Source organism: Pseudomonas rustica (assembly GCF_049959085.1).
Taxonomy (GTDB): Bacteria; Pseudomonadota; Gammaproteobacteria; order Pseudomonadales; family Pseudomonadaceae; genus Aquipseudomonas; species Aquipseudomonas rustica.
Genome location: NZ_CP188200.1, coordinates 2,488,825 through 2,505,112 on the forward strand (window position 1 = coordinate 2,488,825; position 16,288 = coordinate 2,505,112).

At 58.9% G+C, this 16,288-nt stretch carries 16 protein-coding genes; 7 read left to right on the plus strand and 9 right to left on the minus strand.

Translation table 11 applies throughout. From position 1 onward, the window contains the following. The first annotated feature begins 68 nt into the window (after positions 1–68). The gene (locus tag ACP3TY_RS11380) at positions 69–3,614 is read left to right on the plus strand and encodes a transporter substrate-binding domain-containing protein (protein ID WP_426619997.1); all 3,546 of its coding nucleotides are present in this window, start codon (positions 69–71) and stop codon (positions 3,612–3,614) included. A 111-nt stretch (positions 3,615–3,725) separates the two neighbouring features. Beyond that, positions 3,726–4,196, plus strand: coding sequence for a hypothetical protein (locus tag ACP3TY_RS11385; protein WP_159811815.1), 471 nt, complete (start codon positions 3,726–3,728; stop codon positions 4,194–4,196). 32 nt (positions 4,197–4,228) lie between these two features. Here ACP3TY_RS11385 and ACP3TY_RS11390 read toward each other — a convergent pair whose 3' ends face one another. Next, a complete protein-coding gene (locus ACP3TY_RS11390) occupies positions 4,229–5,248 on the minus strand; it encodes a hypothetical protein (RefSeq protein ID WP_426619998.1) in 1,020 nt (339 codons plus the stop codon). 372 nt (positions 5,249–5,620) lie between these two features. On the opposite strand from ACP3TY_RS11390, the gene ACP3TY_RS11395 reads away from it, so the two are divergent. Beyond that, complete coding sequence (locus ACP3TY_RS11395) at positions 5,621–6,307, plus strand: DUF5064 family protein (protein WP_400645549.1); 687 nt, start codon at positions 5,621–5,623, stop codon at positions 6,305–6,307. Between the two features lie 45 nt (positions 6,308–6,352). On the opposite strand, the gene ACP3TY_RS11400 is transcribed toward ACP3TY_RS11395, so the two are convergent. From ACP3TY_RS11400 to ACP3TY_RS11420, 5 genes are all read right to left on the minus strand, one after another. Beyond that, on the minus strand, positions 6,353–6,934 hold the full coding sequence (locus ACP3TY_RS11400; RefSeq protein ID WP_426619999.1) for a HupE/UreJ family protein: 582 nt from the start codon (positions 6,932–6,934) through the stop codon (positions 6,353–6,355). Next, positions 6,931–7,707, minus strand: a complete 777-nt coding sequence (locus tag ACP3TY_RS11405; RefSeq protein ID WP_426620000.1) for a DUF4198 domain-containing protein — start codon at positions 7,705–7,707, stop codon at positions 6,931–6,933. Before ACP3TY_RS11405 ends, ACP3TY_RS11400 begins: the two co-directional genes overlap by 4 nt. Positions 7,708–7,881: 174 nt before the next feature. Beyond that, positions 7,882–8,943, minus strand: coding sequence for a DUF4331 family protein (locus tag ACP3TY_RS11410; protein ID WP_426620001.1), 1,062 nt, complete (start codon positions 8,941–8,943; stop codon positions 7,882–7,884). 44 nt (positions 8,944–8,987) lie between these two features. Further along, positions 8,988–9,686, minus strand: coding sequence for a cytochrome P460 family protein (locus ACP3TY_RS11415; protein ID WP_400645541.1), 699 nt, complete (start codon positions 9,684–9,686; stop codon positions 8,988–8,990). A 32-nt stretch (positions 9,687–9,718) separates the two neighbouring features. Beyond that, complete coding sequence (locus ACP3TY_RS11420) at positions 9,719–10,051, minus strand: cupin domain-containing protein (RefSeq protein ID WP_159811808.1); 333 nt, start codon at positions 10,049–10,051, stop codon at positions 9,719–9,721. 221 nt (positions 10,052–10,272) lie between these two features. Between ACP3TY_RS11420 and ACP3TY_RS11425 the strand changes: the two genes are divergently transcribed. Beyond that, positions 10,273–11,043 (plus strand): DUF2092 domain-containing protein, encoded by a 771-nt coding sequence (locus ACP3TY_RS11425; protein WP_426620002.1) that lies wholly within the window; start codon positions 10,273–10,275, stop codon positions 11,041–11,043. A 1-nt stretch (position 11,044) separates the two neighbouring features. Beyond that, positions 11,045–11,626, plus strand: a complete 582-nt coding sequence (locus ACP3TY_RS11430; RefSeq protein WP_159811806.1) for a hypothetical protein — start codon at positions 11,045–11,047, stop codon at positions 11,624–11,626. A gap of 366 nt (positions 11,627–11,992) precedes the next feature. Here ACP3TY_RS11430 and ACP3TY_RS11435 read toward each other — a convergent pair whose 3' ends face one another. Together ACP3TY_RS11435 and ACP3TY_RS11440 are read right to left on the minus strand one after the other, a co-directional pair. Further along, positions 11,993–12,655: a DUF3313 domain-containing protein gene (locus ACP3TY_RS11435; protein ID WP_400645536.1), complete on the minus strand. Its 663-nt coding sequence runs from the start codon at positions 12,653–12,655 to the stop codon at positions 11,993–11,995. Further along, positions 12,655–12,969, minus strand: a complete 315-nt coding sequence (locus tag ACP3TY_RS11440) for a hypothetical protein (RefSeq protein WP_282351683.1) — start codon at positions 12,967–12,969, stop codon at positions 12,655–12,657. Before ACP3TY_RS11440 ends, ACP3TY_RS11435 begins: the two co-directional genes overlap by 1 nt. 147 nt (positions 12,970–13,116) lie before the next feature. Between ACP3TY_RS11440 and ACP3TY_RS11445 the strand changes: the two genes are divergently transcribed. Both ACP3TY_RS11445 and ACP3TY_RS11450 read left to right on the plus strand, forming a co-directional pair. Further along, positions 13,117–13,839: a response regulator gene (locus ACP3TY_RS11445; protein WP_053120109.1), complete on the plus strand. Its 723-nt coding sequence runs from the start codon at positions 13,117–13,119 to the stop codon at positions 13,837–13,839. Next, entirely contained in the window at positions 13,836–15,182 is a 1,347-nt protein-coding gene (locus ACP3TY_RS11450) for an ATP-binding protein (RefSeq protein WP_400645531.1), read from the plus strand. Before ACP3TY_RS11445 ends, ACP3TY_RS11450 begins: the two co-directional genes overlap by 4 nt. Here the strand turns inward: ACP3TY_RS11450 and ACP3TY_RS11455 are convergent. Next, positions 15,171–16,283: a GlxA family transcriptional regulator gene (locus ACP3TY_RS11455; RefSeq protein WP_426620003.1), complete on the minus strand. Its 1,113-nt coding sequence runs from the start codon at positions 16,281–16,283 to the stop codon at positions 15,171–15,173. The two genes, ACP3TY_RS11450 and ACP3TY_RS11455, sit on opposite strands and share 12 nt — an antisense overlap. Positions 16,284–16,288: the final 5 nt, after the last annotated feature.

Genomic DNA, 16,288 nt, shown 5'->3' on the forward strand with positions numbered 1-16,288 from the left:
GCTTTTTTGTAACTGTTCAATTGTTGGCCGGATGCGCAGTCGTTTGCCAGGCAGCGCCCGGCGACGAAATGCGTTTGTTCGGACGTTCCGCTGTCGTTGGATATGAGGCCCACCTCAGCGAGGCGGATCATCGGTGGTTGGCGCAAAAACGTGTTTTGCACATCGGTGTGTCACTGCCCGATTACCCGCCGCTCGATATCATTGCCAACAACCGCGACTACGAAGGGATCACTGCCGACTTTACGAGCCTGCTGGGCCAGTTGCTCGGTGTGCAAGTTGAAGTCAAAGGCTACCTGTCCCGTAACGCCGCGATCGAGGCGCTCAAACGCGGTGACGTCGATCTGCTCGGCACCGCCAACGATTTCGACGTGGCCGACCCGGATCTGGTGTTATCCAGACCCTATGCCAATGATCAGCCGACGCTGGCCACGCGCCTCGGTGAAGACGTCGTATACCCGGTCGATCTGGCGGGGGTGCGGGTGGCCACGGTTTATCACTACCTCCCTACGCGCGCGATCCGCGAGGTTTACCCCAAAGCCTCCTTGCATTTGTATCCCTCGACGCTGAGCGCCATGGGAGCAGTGGCGTTTGGTCAGGCGGATGTGTTTCTCGGCAACGCCATTGGCGCCCATTACCTGGTCAACCGCAACTACCGGGGGATTATGCGGCTGGTGAATTTCGCTCATCTGGATACTGCCAGCTTCTCTTTCGCGCTGACGCGTTCCAACCAGACACTGTTGCGCTTGGTCAATGAGGCGCTGGAGGCGATCCCCAAAGGCGAGCGGATGACTATTCTGCAGCGCTGGGGCGCTGATAAAATCAGCATTCCCGGTGAGCAACGCCTGCAACTGAGCGCTACTGAACAGCACTGGCTCGAGCACCACCCCACCGTCAGGGTGTTGATCGACGACAGCCTGTTGCCGTTCACATACCTGGATGAGTCCAATCGCTTTCGTGGGCTTAGCGCCGACGTACTGGACAACGTCAGTCAGCGCACCGGGCTGAAGTTTGAAATCAAGACCGTACACGCTCAGACAGACCTGGCCGCTGCGTTGAACCGCGGTGAGGCCGACATGCTGGCGGCGTTTTCTTCCGGTCAAGAGCAGGGCGTGTCCTTGAGTTTGACCCGACCATACTTCACGACGTCATTCGTGCTACTCAGCAAAAATGCATTGAACAGCCCGGGGGCGCTCGATGAGCTTGACGGGCAAACGGTGGCGTTTACCGATGATCGCTACCTGCGCAGCTTTTTGACCCAGCACTACCCGACGATTCACAGGGTCGAGACCGCCAGCACGTCGCAGGCATTTACGATGGTCGCTGAGGGGCACGCGCAAGCGGCTATCAGCTCGTTGATCAGCGCGCGTTACTTGTTGTCCCGTGATTTCAAGGATCGCCTGAAGATCACCTCAACCGTCGGCACCTCGCGCTCGCAGATCGCGTTTGCAACAACGACCGAAGCGCCTGAGCTCAATTCGATCCTGAACAAAGCCTTGCTCAGTATCCCGCCCGGTGAGATGGATAAGCTGGCTGAGCGCTGGCGCTCCGAGGTGGTCTTCCAGGACAGTTACTGGCGGCGTCATCGCGGGCTGATCATTCAGGGTTTCATCATTGCCGGTGTTCTGTTGCTCGTGGCAATTACCTGGATTACTTACTTGCGTCGCCTGGTGCACCGGCGCGAGCAGGCCGAGCGAGCGCTCAGCGATCAGATGGAATTCATGCGGGTGCTGATTGATGAAACGCCCCATCCGATTTACGTGCGTGATCGTGAAGGCAAACTGATTTCCTGCAACGCCAGTTATCTGGAAGTGTTCGGGCGGGAAATGGAGCAACTGTTGGGCAAGCGTCTGGTTGACAGTTCGGAATTCAGCCCGGCTGACGCCAGATTATTCGACAAATCCTATCAAGACGTCATGCGCCACGGTCGGGCGGTGATCGGCGACCGCTTGCTGACGCTGGCCGATGGCAGCACGCGCACCGTCTATCACTGGGCACTGCCCTATCGCGGCAGCAGCGGCATGGTCAGTGGATTGATCGCTGGTTGGATCGACGTCAGTGATCGCAAGCGACTGCTCGATGAGCTCAAGGAGTCCAAGGAAGAAGCGGAAAGCGCCAACCGCGCCAAAACCACATTTCTCGCGACCATGAGCCACGAAATCCGCACGCCGATGAACGCGGTGATCGGCATGCTCGAACTCGCCATGAAGAAGGGCGATCAGGGCATCATGGACAGGCTGGCGCTGGACGTCGCCTCTGGCGCGGCGCGGGATCTGCTGGATCTGATCGGCGGAATTCTTGATATCGCGCGCATCGAGGCCGGCAAATTGACGCTGACCCCGGAGCGCGCGCAGTTGCGCAACATGATCGAATCCACCGTGCGAATCTTTGACGGTCTGGCGCAACAAAAAGGCATCGCACTGGTGCTCGATGTGCAGGAGACCAGCGATCACGACGCCCTGCTTGATCCGCTGCGCCTCAAGCAAGTGCTGTCCAACTTGATTGGCAATGCCATCAAGTTCACCGAGACGGGCGGGGTGCGGGTCAGCTATCGCAGCCGCCAGTCGGACGATGGCTTGCGTTTGCAAGTCGAATTTGACGTCAGCGACAGCGGCATAGGCATCTCCGCCGAGGATCAAGCACGTCTGTTTACGCCGTTTTCCCAGGCCCGCGGGAATCGCAATGCGGCGCGTACGGGCTCGGGTTTGGGGTTGGTGATTTCACGGTCATTGTGCGAAATGATGGGCGGAACGCTAAGCCTCTCCAGTCAAGTCGGGCAGGGCACGTGCATCAGCGTCCGGCTGGATTTTCCGCTGCTGGAACCGGAAGAACCGCGCGACATCAAGCCAGAATCACCAGCGCCCGCCGGTGCCCGCTTACGGGTGTTGGTGGTGGATGATTACCCGGTCAATCGCATGTTGTTGTCGCAGCAACTGGAATACCTCGGGCATCGGGTCGAAGAAGCGGTTGATGGCGTTCATGGTCTGCAAGTCTGGGGGCGCAAGCAGTTCGATGTGGTGATCACCGACTGTCATATGCCCAGAATGACCGGTTACGAACTGGCCAATGCCATTCGCAAGGATGAGCAGCAACGCAACGTGAAGGCGTGCCTGCTGCTGGGCTTCACGGCCAATGCGCTACCCGAAGAACGTTTGCGTTGTCAGGCGGCCGGCATGGATGGCTGCCTGTTCAAACCGATCACGCTGCATGATCTGCAACAACGCTTGAGCGGCGTTGAACCGCCGTTGCAATCGCCGCACCCCGAAGAGGATGAAGACAACTCTGGCGGCGGGGACTGGAGCGCATTGCTGAAGCTGACCGGGGGCAACGAACAAGTGGCTCGTGGTCTGCTGATGGACTTGGCGCGCAGCAATAAAGAAGATTTGGCTCTGCTGCAAACGTTACAGGAACCGTTGAACCTGAATGCCTTGCAGGATCTGGCACACCGCGTCAAAGGCGGGGCGCGCATCATCAAGGCATCGCGTTTGATGGAGGCGTGTGAGGCAATGGAGTCCGTCAATGACAGTGCTGAACGCGCCCAGGTATTGATGGCTGCCGCGCAATTGCGTCACGCCATGATGCAATTGCGTGAAAACCTTGAGCGGCAGATTGGCTAAGAAGCGGTTTGCCGTGTAGGGTCGGGGGCGCTCATCAAGAGCACCGTGTTAAAGAAGGAAAGGAATGCATATGAAACGCCGCAGGAACGGGTTTTGAAAGCGACTCGAATAATGGCTGCACTGCTGTTTTTGCTGGTGGCTGGCTGTGGGAGTAATCAGGATTTCGATTACAACGAACAGGTCATGACGCAATACGTCTCGCACCGCGACAAGGTCAATGAAGTCCAGCAGCGCGTTGACAGCGGGGAATTCACTTACGACTACTATTCGTTGAAATATCGCACCATGCAGCGGTTGAGTGACGGCGCGCGGCAAGCCATGGCCGATATCGACAACATCCCGCACGGCGCGAATGCCAACGCTTTTTCACTGGCCCTGAGTCGTTATTACGAGACCGAAGCGCTTTATTATTTAAGGGTCAAGCGATACATCAAGAAGACCGGCAACTTCAACGGTGTGCAGTTGCTGATGGGCATTAACACCTCTTACGGCAAACTCTTGCAGCTCTCCCGTCAGGTTGATCTGACCCAGCGTGAATTTCTTCAATCGGCAGGCCTCAGTTCGCCCACCGAGTCATCCTGAACGGCACTGATTCGGGTCACTGGCAGCGGGTATCATTTCGCCCGCGCAAGTGCTTGGTTTAGCACCTTCAGTACTGGTTTGGCACCTTCGATTTTCAACCGTGCCTGAAAGATCCTGCGCACCTCGTCACCGCTGTGCGCGAGCAACTTGACGGCGCGTGTGCGCTCGCTTTCCGTGCCTTTGTTCATCAGCAGACGCAGGTGCGGCAGCTTGAGCGGCAGTGGCAGTGCAATCACCTGTGACGCCGCGACGATGCGCACTCGGCGATCGCCCGTCACGGCAAGCCTGACCATGATGTCGGCGAAGGTTTCGGCCAGCAACGGGTGAGCGTCGAAAACCTTGAGCAATGACAAGCGCCCGCTGATTGATAGCTCGTCGATCAGGCGGCGGGTCATGCGCGGATTGTTCAGCACAAAGTCCGTGAAATCAGGCCATTCAAGCAGGCCATCGAAATCGCGCCAATACAGATGATCCCGACGTTCCAGCACCACGCGCAAGGCGTCCAGAGGCGGGCGCTGATCCGCAGCCAACAGACTGTTCAGCAATTTGAAATTCCAGCTCGGCGGCATGGACGCACGGCAATGATCGCCCCTCTGCGTACAGGTAGTGCTAAGCGCGTCCACCGTCAGATACAGAAACCACTCAGGTGCTTCGGCAATTCGGCGCAGGTGAATGCCCTTGCAGGCAGCGCTGAGCACTTTACCCAAGCGTACCAACTTCAATGCATGCGCCTCGTGGGCGAACGCGTAAAGCCGGGCGCGAGCGCGGGATGCGGACTGAATCCGTTGCTGATATTTCTGCGCAAACATGGACGGCGAGCGCCACCAGCTGGAAATATCGGGCTGGCAGAAAATGGCATTCGCCGCTCCGGCATCAACGTCATGCAGCTTGTCCAATACGTCCTCAGCGTTGCCGGTCAAGACATAAATCACAGCTTGCACGGCCAGACCGGGAGACAGCAGGTCGAGCACTTCCAGACTTCTAACGGTGTGTCTGGCAAAGGGGCAGGTCAGATTGGCGGTGTTGAACGTTTGCAATGAAGTGAATGGCATGGAGGGCTCGGAAAGAAATCTACGCCTGCAACCTGTTGCGCCAGCTGTTTCGTCAACGATGAGTGCAAATTGCGAGGCAAATCCGAGTCAGTTTCCGCAAGGTTTGCATGGGTGGCTGTAGGAAACGTCCTGTTTTTCCATCCGAGAGCGGCGTGGTTTGCCTTGAGACACGACTCCAATACCGCGACCAAAATGAAAACGGAAAATAGGAAATTTCCTACAGATCTACGCAGCCTATTTGATTATTTTCCTATGCCTGCGACTGCCTAATCAGGCGTAGACCTCTCTTTCAGCCTCCCATTGGGAGGTTTTTTTTGAACAGCACTTTTATGACCGCCAGCCCTTCGAGCGGAACAAAAAAGGAGCATCACCATGCGTACTGAACCAGGCTACATACGTCATCGCAGTCGACCTGAGCATTCTCCCGAGTTCACCATCGACGTTGCGTACGAAGTTGTTCGTGAGCATGAGAACGATCCGTTCATGCACCTGACCGTGCGCAGCGACGTCGCGGGTGTGATCACCCATGACGAGTGCAAGCTCAGCCGTCAGTCTTCACCGTGCATTGCCAAAGTCATCAACTTCATCGCGCGCAACCGCGGCATCGCCGAGGCTGATCTGCTGACGGCAGAGCATTCGGAGGTTATTCGCGTCAACAAGGACATCGACGAGCGTTTCGCGGAGTTTCGCCGCGCCTTTGAAACGAGCTGCTCGGCGTACGACAGCTTTGTGCCCGGCCGCCTGCACCGCGCCAACCAGAATCCGCTGGACGGCCAGCCGCCATACTGCGTCGATCTGCATTACACGATCGTGCATGACGCCAAGGAAGGTTCGGTGGTGCAAATGCGGCTGGCGGGAGAGGTCGGCGGCAAGCGTTTCGAAGAGTCATTCAGCCTGCCGCGCAGCAGCGCCTACAACTTCGGTAGCGTGGCCACGCGTGTCGCCCATAAACACGGCATGCCGCGCGATAACGGCTTGATCAAGTACAACCACAAACTCTACGACCTGATGTACGCCGACATCCGCACTCGTCTGGCGGCGTGCAGCGAAGGTGCCTGAACCTGGACGCCTTTGGGGTGAGGGAGGCAAGCTCCCTCGCCCCATTTACAGGGTGGTGAGCAACCAGGCACCCGCTGCCGCGCAGATGAAGCCCAGGCCGCGCAGCATGCGGGCGCCGGTGTTGAGTTTGAGGATCAGCACGGCGCCAACGGCACCGATCACGTGCAGGCAGGCCGTGGTGGTCAGGAACCCGGCGGCGTAGGCGAATTTGTCGTCCATCACTGGCATTTCGTAGCCATGGGCGTAGCCGTGGAAGATTCCGAAGACACCGACACCGATGGCCGCCACGGGCACAGCGAAGGTCTTCTGCATGCCGATGGCCAGTCCCAGCAGAACAACCGACAACGACACGCCGATCTCACTGCCCGGCAGGTTCACCTGATCGAACCCGAGCAATCCGCCGAGCAACATGCAGCAGACGAAGGCGCTGGGCACGATCCAGATTGCCCGGCCACCCATCTGGCAACTCCAGGCGCCAACGGCGAGCATGGCCAGCAAATGATCCAGCCCCGACAATGGATGCAGCCAGCCGGCGGAGCCACCGGCGTGGGCTTGCGCCATTTCACTGACGCAAACGCCCGTGAGCAGCACCGGCAGATTGAAGTAACGCTGCAGATTCGCCGTCATTGCAACGGGCTCCTGTCTTGGAAGGAGATGTTGACGGTCAACGAGGCCCAGAGACTTTCCCAGTCCACACCGTCTTCGCCGCTGGGCTCCATGTGCACGGTGCTGAACAGCCACAGGCCCGGGTCGGTGAGCGGCAAGGCGACCCGGCCTTGCGCGTCGGTGACGGCGGTGACTTCCTTGACCGGATCGGATTTGAGCTGCGCCTTGACCAGGGTGTCTGCCAGCGGCTCACCGTGCAACAGCAGCTGCAACTGAAATTTTTCACGGGACTGAAACTTCAATGGATCGGTGTGGGCAACAAACTCCAGCGGCAAGTCCATGACCTGGTCAAACCCTTCGCTGCGCCCATCGACCAGCACGATGCTTTTGGCGCAGCGTGAATACTGCTCGCGTCCCTGCGTTTGCATCAGGTCGTAGCGCTTGCGCAGGGCCAGCGCGTTTTTCAGGCCTTCGTCTTCCAGGTACTGATTGAACTCGCTGGCCGACAGACTGATCCGCGTAGGGTGGGTGCGCATCGCCACAACGGTGGCGCCGGGTGCTCGCGTGTGCAGATGGCCAACCGACAGGGCACCGTCGCGTCCGTCGACAGTGCGCATGCCTTGGGCGTCGACGGCTTTGAACCAGTCGACCAGGTTTTTCAGACGCGGGCTCTGCACGCCGGGCCAGGTCGGCCCGATACGCAATTCAAACACCACTTGTTGATCGACGCCTGTCACCGCGTCGTGAGGGACAAGCCAAAACTCATGGGCCGACGCCAACGGGGTCAGCAGCATAAGTGCCAGAGCCTGCGCGGCGCGCTGCAGGTTGCCGCTTCGACGCGTCGGGGTTGTTATCGCGATTGCGCGAGAGGCATTCAACGGTAAATACAAGGGGCTGATCCTCGCCAGGATTGAATGGGAGAGGAGGGTGCCGGCCCTCCTCAGGTGGTCAGTGCGCAGCGTGAGGGGCTATTTGACTTGCGCTGGCATCAGGTAAGGGAAAGTCGCGGTGTGCAGTTTTGGATTGGCGATCTTCTGGTCGGTAGGCGTACCGAGCAGCATCGTCAAAACGGTGCTCATGGCATCGTCATCCAGCGACCGACCGTTACGCTCTTTGACGGTGTAGTGGGCGGCGGTACCGACGTTGTAAGTCAGAACATCGGGGATCAACTGATCGGCAATCGAATCGCCGTATTGCTGTGGATCCTTCACGGTTTTGGCCAGTGCTGATGCCCGAGCGACGCGCGCCGAGACGATGGCTTTGATGCCGTTTTCGGTATCCGGACGGCTTTGATCGTGCTCGGCTTTTAACGCTGCGTTTTCGAACAGCATGATGTGGGACAGCAACGGATTGGCCGAGTACTGCACTTGCTTCCAGGTGCCCTTGTCGTCAACGGCGGTGGTCATGAAGGTGCGCACGGTTTTGCCGAGAATCGCGTTCGGCACTTCCAGTACGATGGCCGAGGCCTGACGGCCGAGGAAGATGCTTTTGCCTTGCGCCTGCGCCCAGACCGAAGCGTCATATGACTTGCCCGCGTTCAACTGCGCGCGCAACAGGCCAAGGCTGGTGGAGTTGCCGAAAAACGGATCTTTGACCACCCCGGCCCAGACTTTGATGCCGGTGGCCAGTTCGCTGGTTTTGCCGAGTTTACCCGAGCCAATTTCCGCGCCTTTGCTTCCGATCGCGCCGTTGGGCGTCTGCGCCTGATAAACAGTGAAGGTGTTATCGCTGTTGAACGACAGGCTGAAGGTATGCCCGGTTTTGTAACCGGCATCGTCAGCGACGTGAATGTTGTACAGCGCATCCGTGGCGAAAATGCCGTTAGGGCCCGACTTTGGTACCGAGTTCACGGTCATGACGAACACCGTGTGATCGGCTTTCGGCGAGGCGAATACGTAGTTATCCAGCTGATTGAGTGCTGGCGTTTTCTGAACAATCACTGATTCAAAGTGATGGCTGGCCATGGCCTGGCCACTGACCAGGCTGGCGGCCGTCAGGGCGAAAGCAAATGTCGAAATTCGATAATTCATAGTGTTTTCCTGCAAAGGGATGGAAGTGAAAGAGTGATCAGAGGTTATTGCTGCAAACCCAGGTGCAAATCACTGAAGACGAAGTCCCTGTCAGCGCGATTGGCGACATGGCACCCGGAGCATTGCTCCATCGGGCGCAGTTCTGCGGTTTTCGGGTAAGGCGTACCTTTCACCGGGCCGAAGCCGAAGTAACCCCAGTTGCCGGGGGCCTTGGGGAAGCGCTTGGCGTCCTTGACCATGTAGCCAGCACCGAAGTAGTACTGTTCGAAAACGCCTTTGCCATGGGTGGTCGCGCAGACACCGGTGACCTTGTCGCAGCTCTTGATTTCCTGAGGCCATTTTTTGCCCTGATTCATCGAACAAACGCCGGACGCAGCGTCACACTGATCGCTGAAACCTGACGCCGAGAAGTCTTTGAGCAGTTGCGTGCCATCAGGCCATTTGCCGGTTTTTTTGAACGCCGCCAAGGCCGACGGCTCGACATAGGTATTGCCGAACTGGGCGCCTTTGATGACGCTGCCATCGAGGATCGTGGTCTTGCCCGGCTCCTTGAAGTACGTGCCGATGTGGGTCCAGTTGCGATAGCCTTCCGGCAGTTTCACCACCGTATTGCTTTCAAATGTTGCTCTGGCGCTCGCGGCTACGCCCTCGGTCACAGAGGCAGCCGAACTGCCAGCGCTGAACGCTACGGCGAGCAAACAAGCGCTGAGATTGAGCAGACGAATTTCGGTTTTTTTATGCACGCCGACACTCCTTTTAAGTGAATGAGCCCCTGTCATTCGGGCTGGGCAAATTTCTCGATCAAATCCTGGCGCGGCGGCGTCCAGGTCGAAATCATCTCGCCGACCGGCGTCAGGCAGCGCATGTCGTGTTCGACGTTGGGCGCCACGCACACCGCTTGTCCCGGATACACCGGGAACTGTTCGTCGCCGTTAGTCGCGATGAACTCGCCATTGATGACCACATTCACTTCTTCATTGCTGTGGTGATGAGTGCTGCCGAAGCCCTTGCCGGTAAACCAGAACCGCGCCGTCAACATGTGTTCGGAAATGCTGATGATCTGCAGGCTGACGTCATCGTTAAGCTTGAATTTTTTGTAGGTTTTCACGGTGTTCCGCCTTGGTTCGAGTGGAGCTCTTGTAGAGTTTTTCGACGGAGAGGTGTTACAGACCTGCCTTGCAGGGAAAGGACGGGCGGCCATTGGCGCTCTTGGGGATGGCGGTCTAGGCTCAGCTTTCCAGCGCGCGGGCAATGCTTGCCAACGCCGGGTATCCGAGCATTTGAATATCTTCCGGGAGCGACGGCCCGACTGGGCCAGGAGTGGGATCCATGAAAGCCGGAACACCTGTTTTGTGCCTGTTCTTCAGCCTGATCCTCAGCCCCGTGGTGCATGCCGACGATCCGCCGGCAACCGACGACAGCCCGCCGGTCAACCCGCAGGTGGTCGACAAACTCATCGACATGGGCAATTACCTGCGCAGCCTGCCGAAGTTTCAGGTCGATGCCGATGTGTCGCGGGACACCGTTCTGGAGTCCGGGCAGAAAATCAAAACCGAGTCGTCCAATACCCTGAAGGTCGTCGGCCATGACCGCATGTACGCCAAAACCGAAGGCGACATGCGCACTCGCGAGTTTTTCTACAACGGCAAAAAACTCACTCAGTATTCGCCGTACCTCAAGTACTACACCACCGTTGATGCGCCGCCGAAGGTCGCCGAGGCGCTGCACATGATTGAGGATCACTACGGCGTGCAAGTGCCGATGGAGGATCTGTTTTTGTTCGGCAGCGACCAGTCGCAGATTGATGCGCTGAAAGCGGCGTTGTACGTCGGGCCGTCGACGATTAAGGGGCAACTGTGCGATCACCTGGCGTTTCGGCAGGAGGGCATTGACTGGCAACTGTGGATCACCCGCTCCGACAAGCCGTTGCCGTGCAAACTGGTGATTACCACCACCGACGAAAAAAGCTCGCCTGAATACAGTGCCGTGTACCACTGGAATCTCAAGCCGACGATTGCAGATTCGATCTTCACCTTCAAACCGGCCAAAGGCGACGTGGCGATCGCGATGAAGAAAGCCAGCGATCAGGGAGGGCAGTGACATGATCAAGTCAATGTCGTGGAGTTTGTGCATCTCACTGGCGACCGCTGCGCTGCTGACCGCCGGCCTGATCGCTGAAGCGGACGCCAGACCCATGCGCGCCCAAGGGCATGCACGAGCGTCGGTCAACCGCGCCCCTGCGCCGAATGTACATCGCGCGCAACGGATCAACCCGCCGCAGCGGGCGAATGTGAACGCCGGCAATCGGGCGCACGCGGGTAATCGGGTCAACTCGGGCAACCGGGTCAATGCCGGTAACAACGTCGGCAATCGCAATTACGTCAACAACAGCACACGCAATGTGAACGTCAATAACCACCGTGACGTCGACATCGACGTGGATGGCCATGGTCGCTACGGCTACGACGACCATTACCACCCGATAGCAACCGCCGCTGCCGTGACGGCCACCGTCGCGGTGACGGCAGCGGTAGTCGGTTCCATAATGACGCCTGCGCAAATGCCCAGCAGTTGTACGCAGGTCATCCGTTACAACGTCGCCTACATGCAATGCGGCTCAACCTGGTATCAACCGCAGTATCAGGGCAGCGACGTGACCTACGTGGTGGTCAACGCGCCATAACCCTTGCAAGAGCAAAGCGTGCCCGCAAAAAAACCGTCGTCCCGCTCAAACGGAGCGACGGTTTTTTAGCAGAAGCCCCTCCAACCCCCGTAGGAGCTGCCGAAGGCTGCGATCTTTTGATCTTGCTATTAAAGATCAAAAGATCGCAGCCTTCGGCAGCTCCTACAGAGGTCAAAAACGTCTACTACTCGATGCAAATTGGGCAGGCCATGACGGCCTCTTCGCGAGCAAGCCCGCTCCCACAGGTTTTGAGTACACCGCAGACCCTGATGTTTACCGCAAAACCACTGTGGGAGCGGGCTTGCTCGCGAAGGGGCCGGTACATTCAGCGTCGATGTTGAATGACCGGATGCGTTCGCGAGCAAGCTATTTATGGAGGGCGGTATAGGACTGGCTCAAATCGCTGGCCCAGCCATCGAGCACCACTTTGATGTCATCGGCCTTGAGGATTTGCTTGTCATTGTCCAGCGGCACCCCGGTGCCTTTGCGCACGACTTCGGCAACCACTTCACCAGTCGAGCCGTCCTCAAACGACACTTCGGTGCTGATTTCACTGTCCTGATCGCGGATCCCGGTGGCTGTGCTCACGCCAGCGGCGACGAGGGTCACCGGCAACCATTCATAGAAGCGCAAACCCTGGGTGCTGGTGGCCACCCGGGTGATGGCGGGTCTGACAATTAACGTGTTCGGGCCGGGTTTGTTGACGATGTGCAGCACCTTGCCCAATTCGAGCCTGAGCGCCGCGTCGTAGTAATCGGTGACGCCGGCCAGCGTGCTGAGGGGTATCCGTTCAGTCGGGACGGCGCTGGGGTAAAACTGGCTCGGCGCCAGATAGACCTGGGTATAGCGCGCTCTGGCCAACGCCGGGCTGACCCAGCTCAGCACCGGTTGACCCGAAGGCGAATGACGTTCGGTCAGCACGCTGTAGCTCTGCAGAAATCCGCTTTTCGGTTCAACTTTGTTATTGCTGCAGGCTGACAGACTCAAGGTGGTCGCCATGACCAGCGAGAGTGAGCGAATGCGCATCATCAACGTGCTTCCTTTTGGTGAGACGGGGTGTTGTCCGAACACTCGATGTGCAGATGTCCGTGGCTCATGACCCATTCGATAAGGTCCGCGGTGGAAATGCTGTGAACGTACTCAACCCAGTGCGCATTGGTCGGGCTGAAGTGCTCGAAATAACGACGCAGGACGACCCGGGTCTGATCGTTGGAAACCCCCAGGCATGACTCCTGAAAAACGATCGGCGTATCGTGGCCCAGCGCGCCGGTACGCTGGCTCAGAATCAATGGGCGATTGGCGGTGTGGCTTTTGCTGTTATGGCCGCTGTTGAAATCCATCATGCAAACCCTTTGGATTGGAATGCGCACAGGGTGCCCGAGGGTTTTTGCCGGACGATGTCCGCTTGATGTCGCTGCGGACGAAATGTTGCTCGATTGAAATAAATGACCCGCAGCGGCAAATGGCTTTAGATTGGCGGCTTTCGGTCCATGGATTTTGCAACCGTGAGCAAATTGCTGTTCGTCGACGATGATGTGGAAATCCTCTCCTTGTTAAAGAAGTTCTTCACCCAGCACGGCTATGACGTCGACGTGGCAGAGAACGGTGAAGCCATGTGGGCGGCGATTGCGCTGGGTCGTCCGGACACGCTCATTCTCGACGTGATGATGCCCGGCGAAGGCGGCCTGAGCCTGTGCCAGAAGGTGCGGGCGCAGATGGGCATTCCGATCATCATGCTCACGGCCATGGCCGAGTTGAGCGATCGCATCGTCGGCCTCGAACTGGGCGCCGATGATTACCTGACCAAACCGTTCGCCCCGCAGGAATTGCTTGCTCGTGTCCGCGCATTGCAACGCCGCGCCGGTGAACAGGCCAGTCCGGTTGAGCCGTCGCGACCGGTGATTGCCTTTGCCGGTTGGCATCTGGACATCACTTGCCGCGAATTGCGCTCACCAGAAAACGTGATGATTCCGCTGTCCGGCGGCGAGTTCGATCTGCTGGTGGTGTTCCTTGATCACCCGCAGCGCATCCTCACGCGCGAACAGTTGATCGACCTTACGCACGGCCAGGGTCACGATGCCTTTGATCGCAGTATCGATGTCCAGGTCAGCCGTTTGCGCCGCAAGATCGAGCCCGACTGCAAGCGTCCGGATTTGATCCGAACAGTGCGCAATGGTGGCTATATGTTCACTGCCAAGGTCAGCCGTACGTGATCGGGCGGCTACTGCGCGGCGACACGCTGCGGCGACGAATCGCCCTGACCATCGTCGCGGCGATGCTCGCATCGGTGGCGTTGAATGCTTTGTTTATTCAAGTCGCCGGCATCTGGGCGCGTCCGCCCATCGAGCGTACCGGGCTGCTCGAGCAGATCGCCGTCACCTCGCGGCTGATCGAGGTCGCGCCCGCTGACTTGCGCCCGCAACTGGCGCAAGCCGCCAGCAGCGACATGCTGCAAGTGGTGTGGAAGGCGCAGCGCGCCGATTTTGGTTTGCCCAACGACGGCGCCCGCGTGGAAGCGAGTCGGGTGCCGGTGCTGGAACAGTTGTTGGGGGGTGATCGAAACATCGAGGCGTTCAACCCCGGCGACTGGACGCGGGACAATCCTCAGGCGCATTACGCCGCGCTGGTGCAATTGGTCGATGGCAGCTGGTTGTCATTCACCCCGCCTGAAAGGAGTTGGGGCCTGGAAATCGGCACGCGGATCGCGATCATCATTGCCTTGGGATTGATCGCCACGTTCCTTGTCGCCTGGGTCGCTACCCGCCAATTGGCTAATCCACTACAACGCTTTGCCACTGCCGCGAGACGTTTCGGCACCGACTTGCGCGCACCGCCGATCAAGGTCGAAGGGCCGCACGAGATTCGTCAGGCCATCGTCGCCTTCAACACCATGCAGGCGCAGATTCAGCATTTCATTGCCGAGCGCACGCACATGCTCGCTTCGATTTCCCACGACTTGCGCGCGCCACTGACGCGCATGCGTCTGCGCAGCGAATTCATGGAAGACCTCGACCATCAGCGCAAACTGATCCGTGATGTCGAAGAGATGCAATCGATGATCAACGCGGCGCTGGAGTTCTTCCGCGAGGACACTCATCGCGAGGCGACAACGGCGTTCGATCTGTCGGAGTTGCTGCAAACCATCGTCGACGACTATCGCGACCAACACATTGATGTCGACTTCGACGGCCCGGCGCATCTGGTTTACAACGGCCGGCCGCTGGGCATCAAACGAGTGATCGTCAATCTGCTGGAAAACGCCGTGAAGTACGCGCGCAATCCGCGCATCACTTTGAGCCGTAATGATTACGCAATTCGCATCGAGGTCAGCGATGAAGGGCCGGGCATTCCGGAAGAGGCGCTGGAAAAGGTCTTCGACCCGTTCTTCCGTCTGGAAACTTCGCGCAACCGCAGCACCGGTGGCGTAGGCCTCGGACTGTCGGCGGCGCGAGCGATCATACGCGAGCAGGGCGGTGATCTGACGTTGCGCAATCAGCGCCGCAAAGGTTTGGTGGCGCGCGTCGAGCTGGCCGTTGCGCCGACGCTATTGGGCTAACCACTCCAGCGCGATGCCGACGCGGGAGGATTGCCGGCGATCTAACGGCTCAGGTGCGTCGGTCTGGTTGCGATAGCCATTCGGGCTGGTTGCCAGATGCTTCTGGAAGGTGCGGCGCATGCGTTCCTCGCGACCAAAACCGACGGTTTCGGCGATTCGCTTGATCGGTTCATGGCTGGTTTTCAGCAATCGGCAGGCCGCCTCAAGACGCAATTGTTCGACCGCTTGCGCCGGTGTCTGCCCGGTCGCGGCGACATAGGCGCGGGCGAAGTGCCGAGGACTCATGCCGAATTGCTCGGCCAGTCGTTCCACGCGTAAATCTTCGTTGAGGTGCCCGGCAATCCACGCGTGCAGCCGCGCCACACGCACGTCCGGATCGGTGCGCAAGGCACTCGATTGCGCATTGAGTGACGCGCTTAGCTGCGGTTGTTCCGCGCCGCGCCAAAGAAATACCGTGAAGTAGCGCGCCAGTGACAACGCCGCTTGCGCGCCCAAATCCTGCTCAACCAGACCCAACGCCAAATCGATGCCCGCCGTCGCACCGCCACACGTCCACAGGTTGCCGTCGTGCAGGTACAGCGCGTCGGTCTGGCAGCGCACCGCCGGATACCGCGCCTGCAATTCAGCGGCGAATTTCCAGTGCGTCACCACTTGGCGCCCGTCGAGCAATCCGGCAGCGGCGAGGGCAAAGGTGCCGGTGCCAATCGAGCAGAGCCGGCGGATGTTTGCAGAGCGAACCCGTAACCAGTCGCAAGCACGTTCGTCAGCCTCAAGTGCCGCCATGCCCGGGCCGCCGGCGACAATCAGCGTATCGATCTGCGGCGCCTTTTGATCGATTTGCTCAAGCGAGCACGTACTCACGCTGATCCCCGAAATCGACATCACCTGACCACCCTGCGCCGAAGCGATCAACAGTCGGTAGGGCGGGCTGTCGATAAACGCTCCGCCGAGCACGCGCGGGATCGCCGCAAACACCTCCAGTGGTCCGGCGGCGTTGAGCAACAGCAAATCATCGAACGCCAACACCACCACGGTACGCACGGGCTGCGGCGCGATGTCCGGGATGGCAGGAAAGGAGGGGTGTTTGGCATGGAGCGGCACGGCGG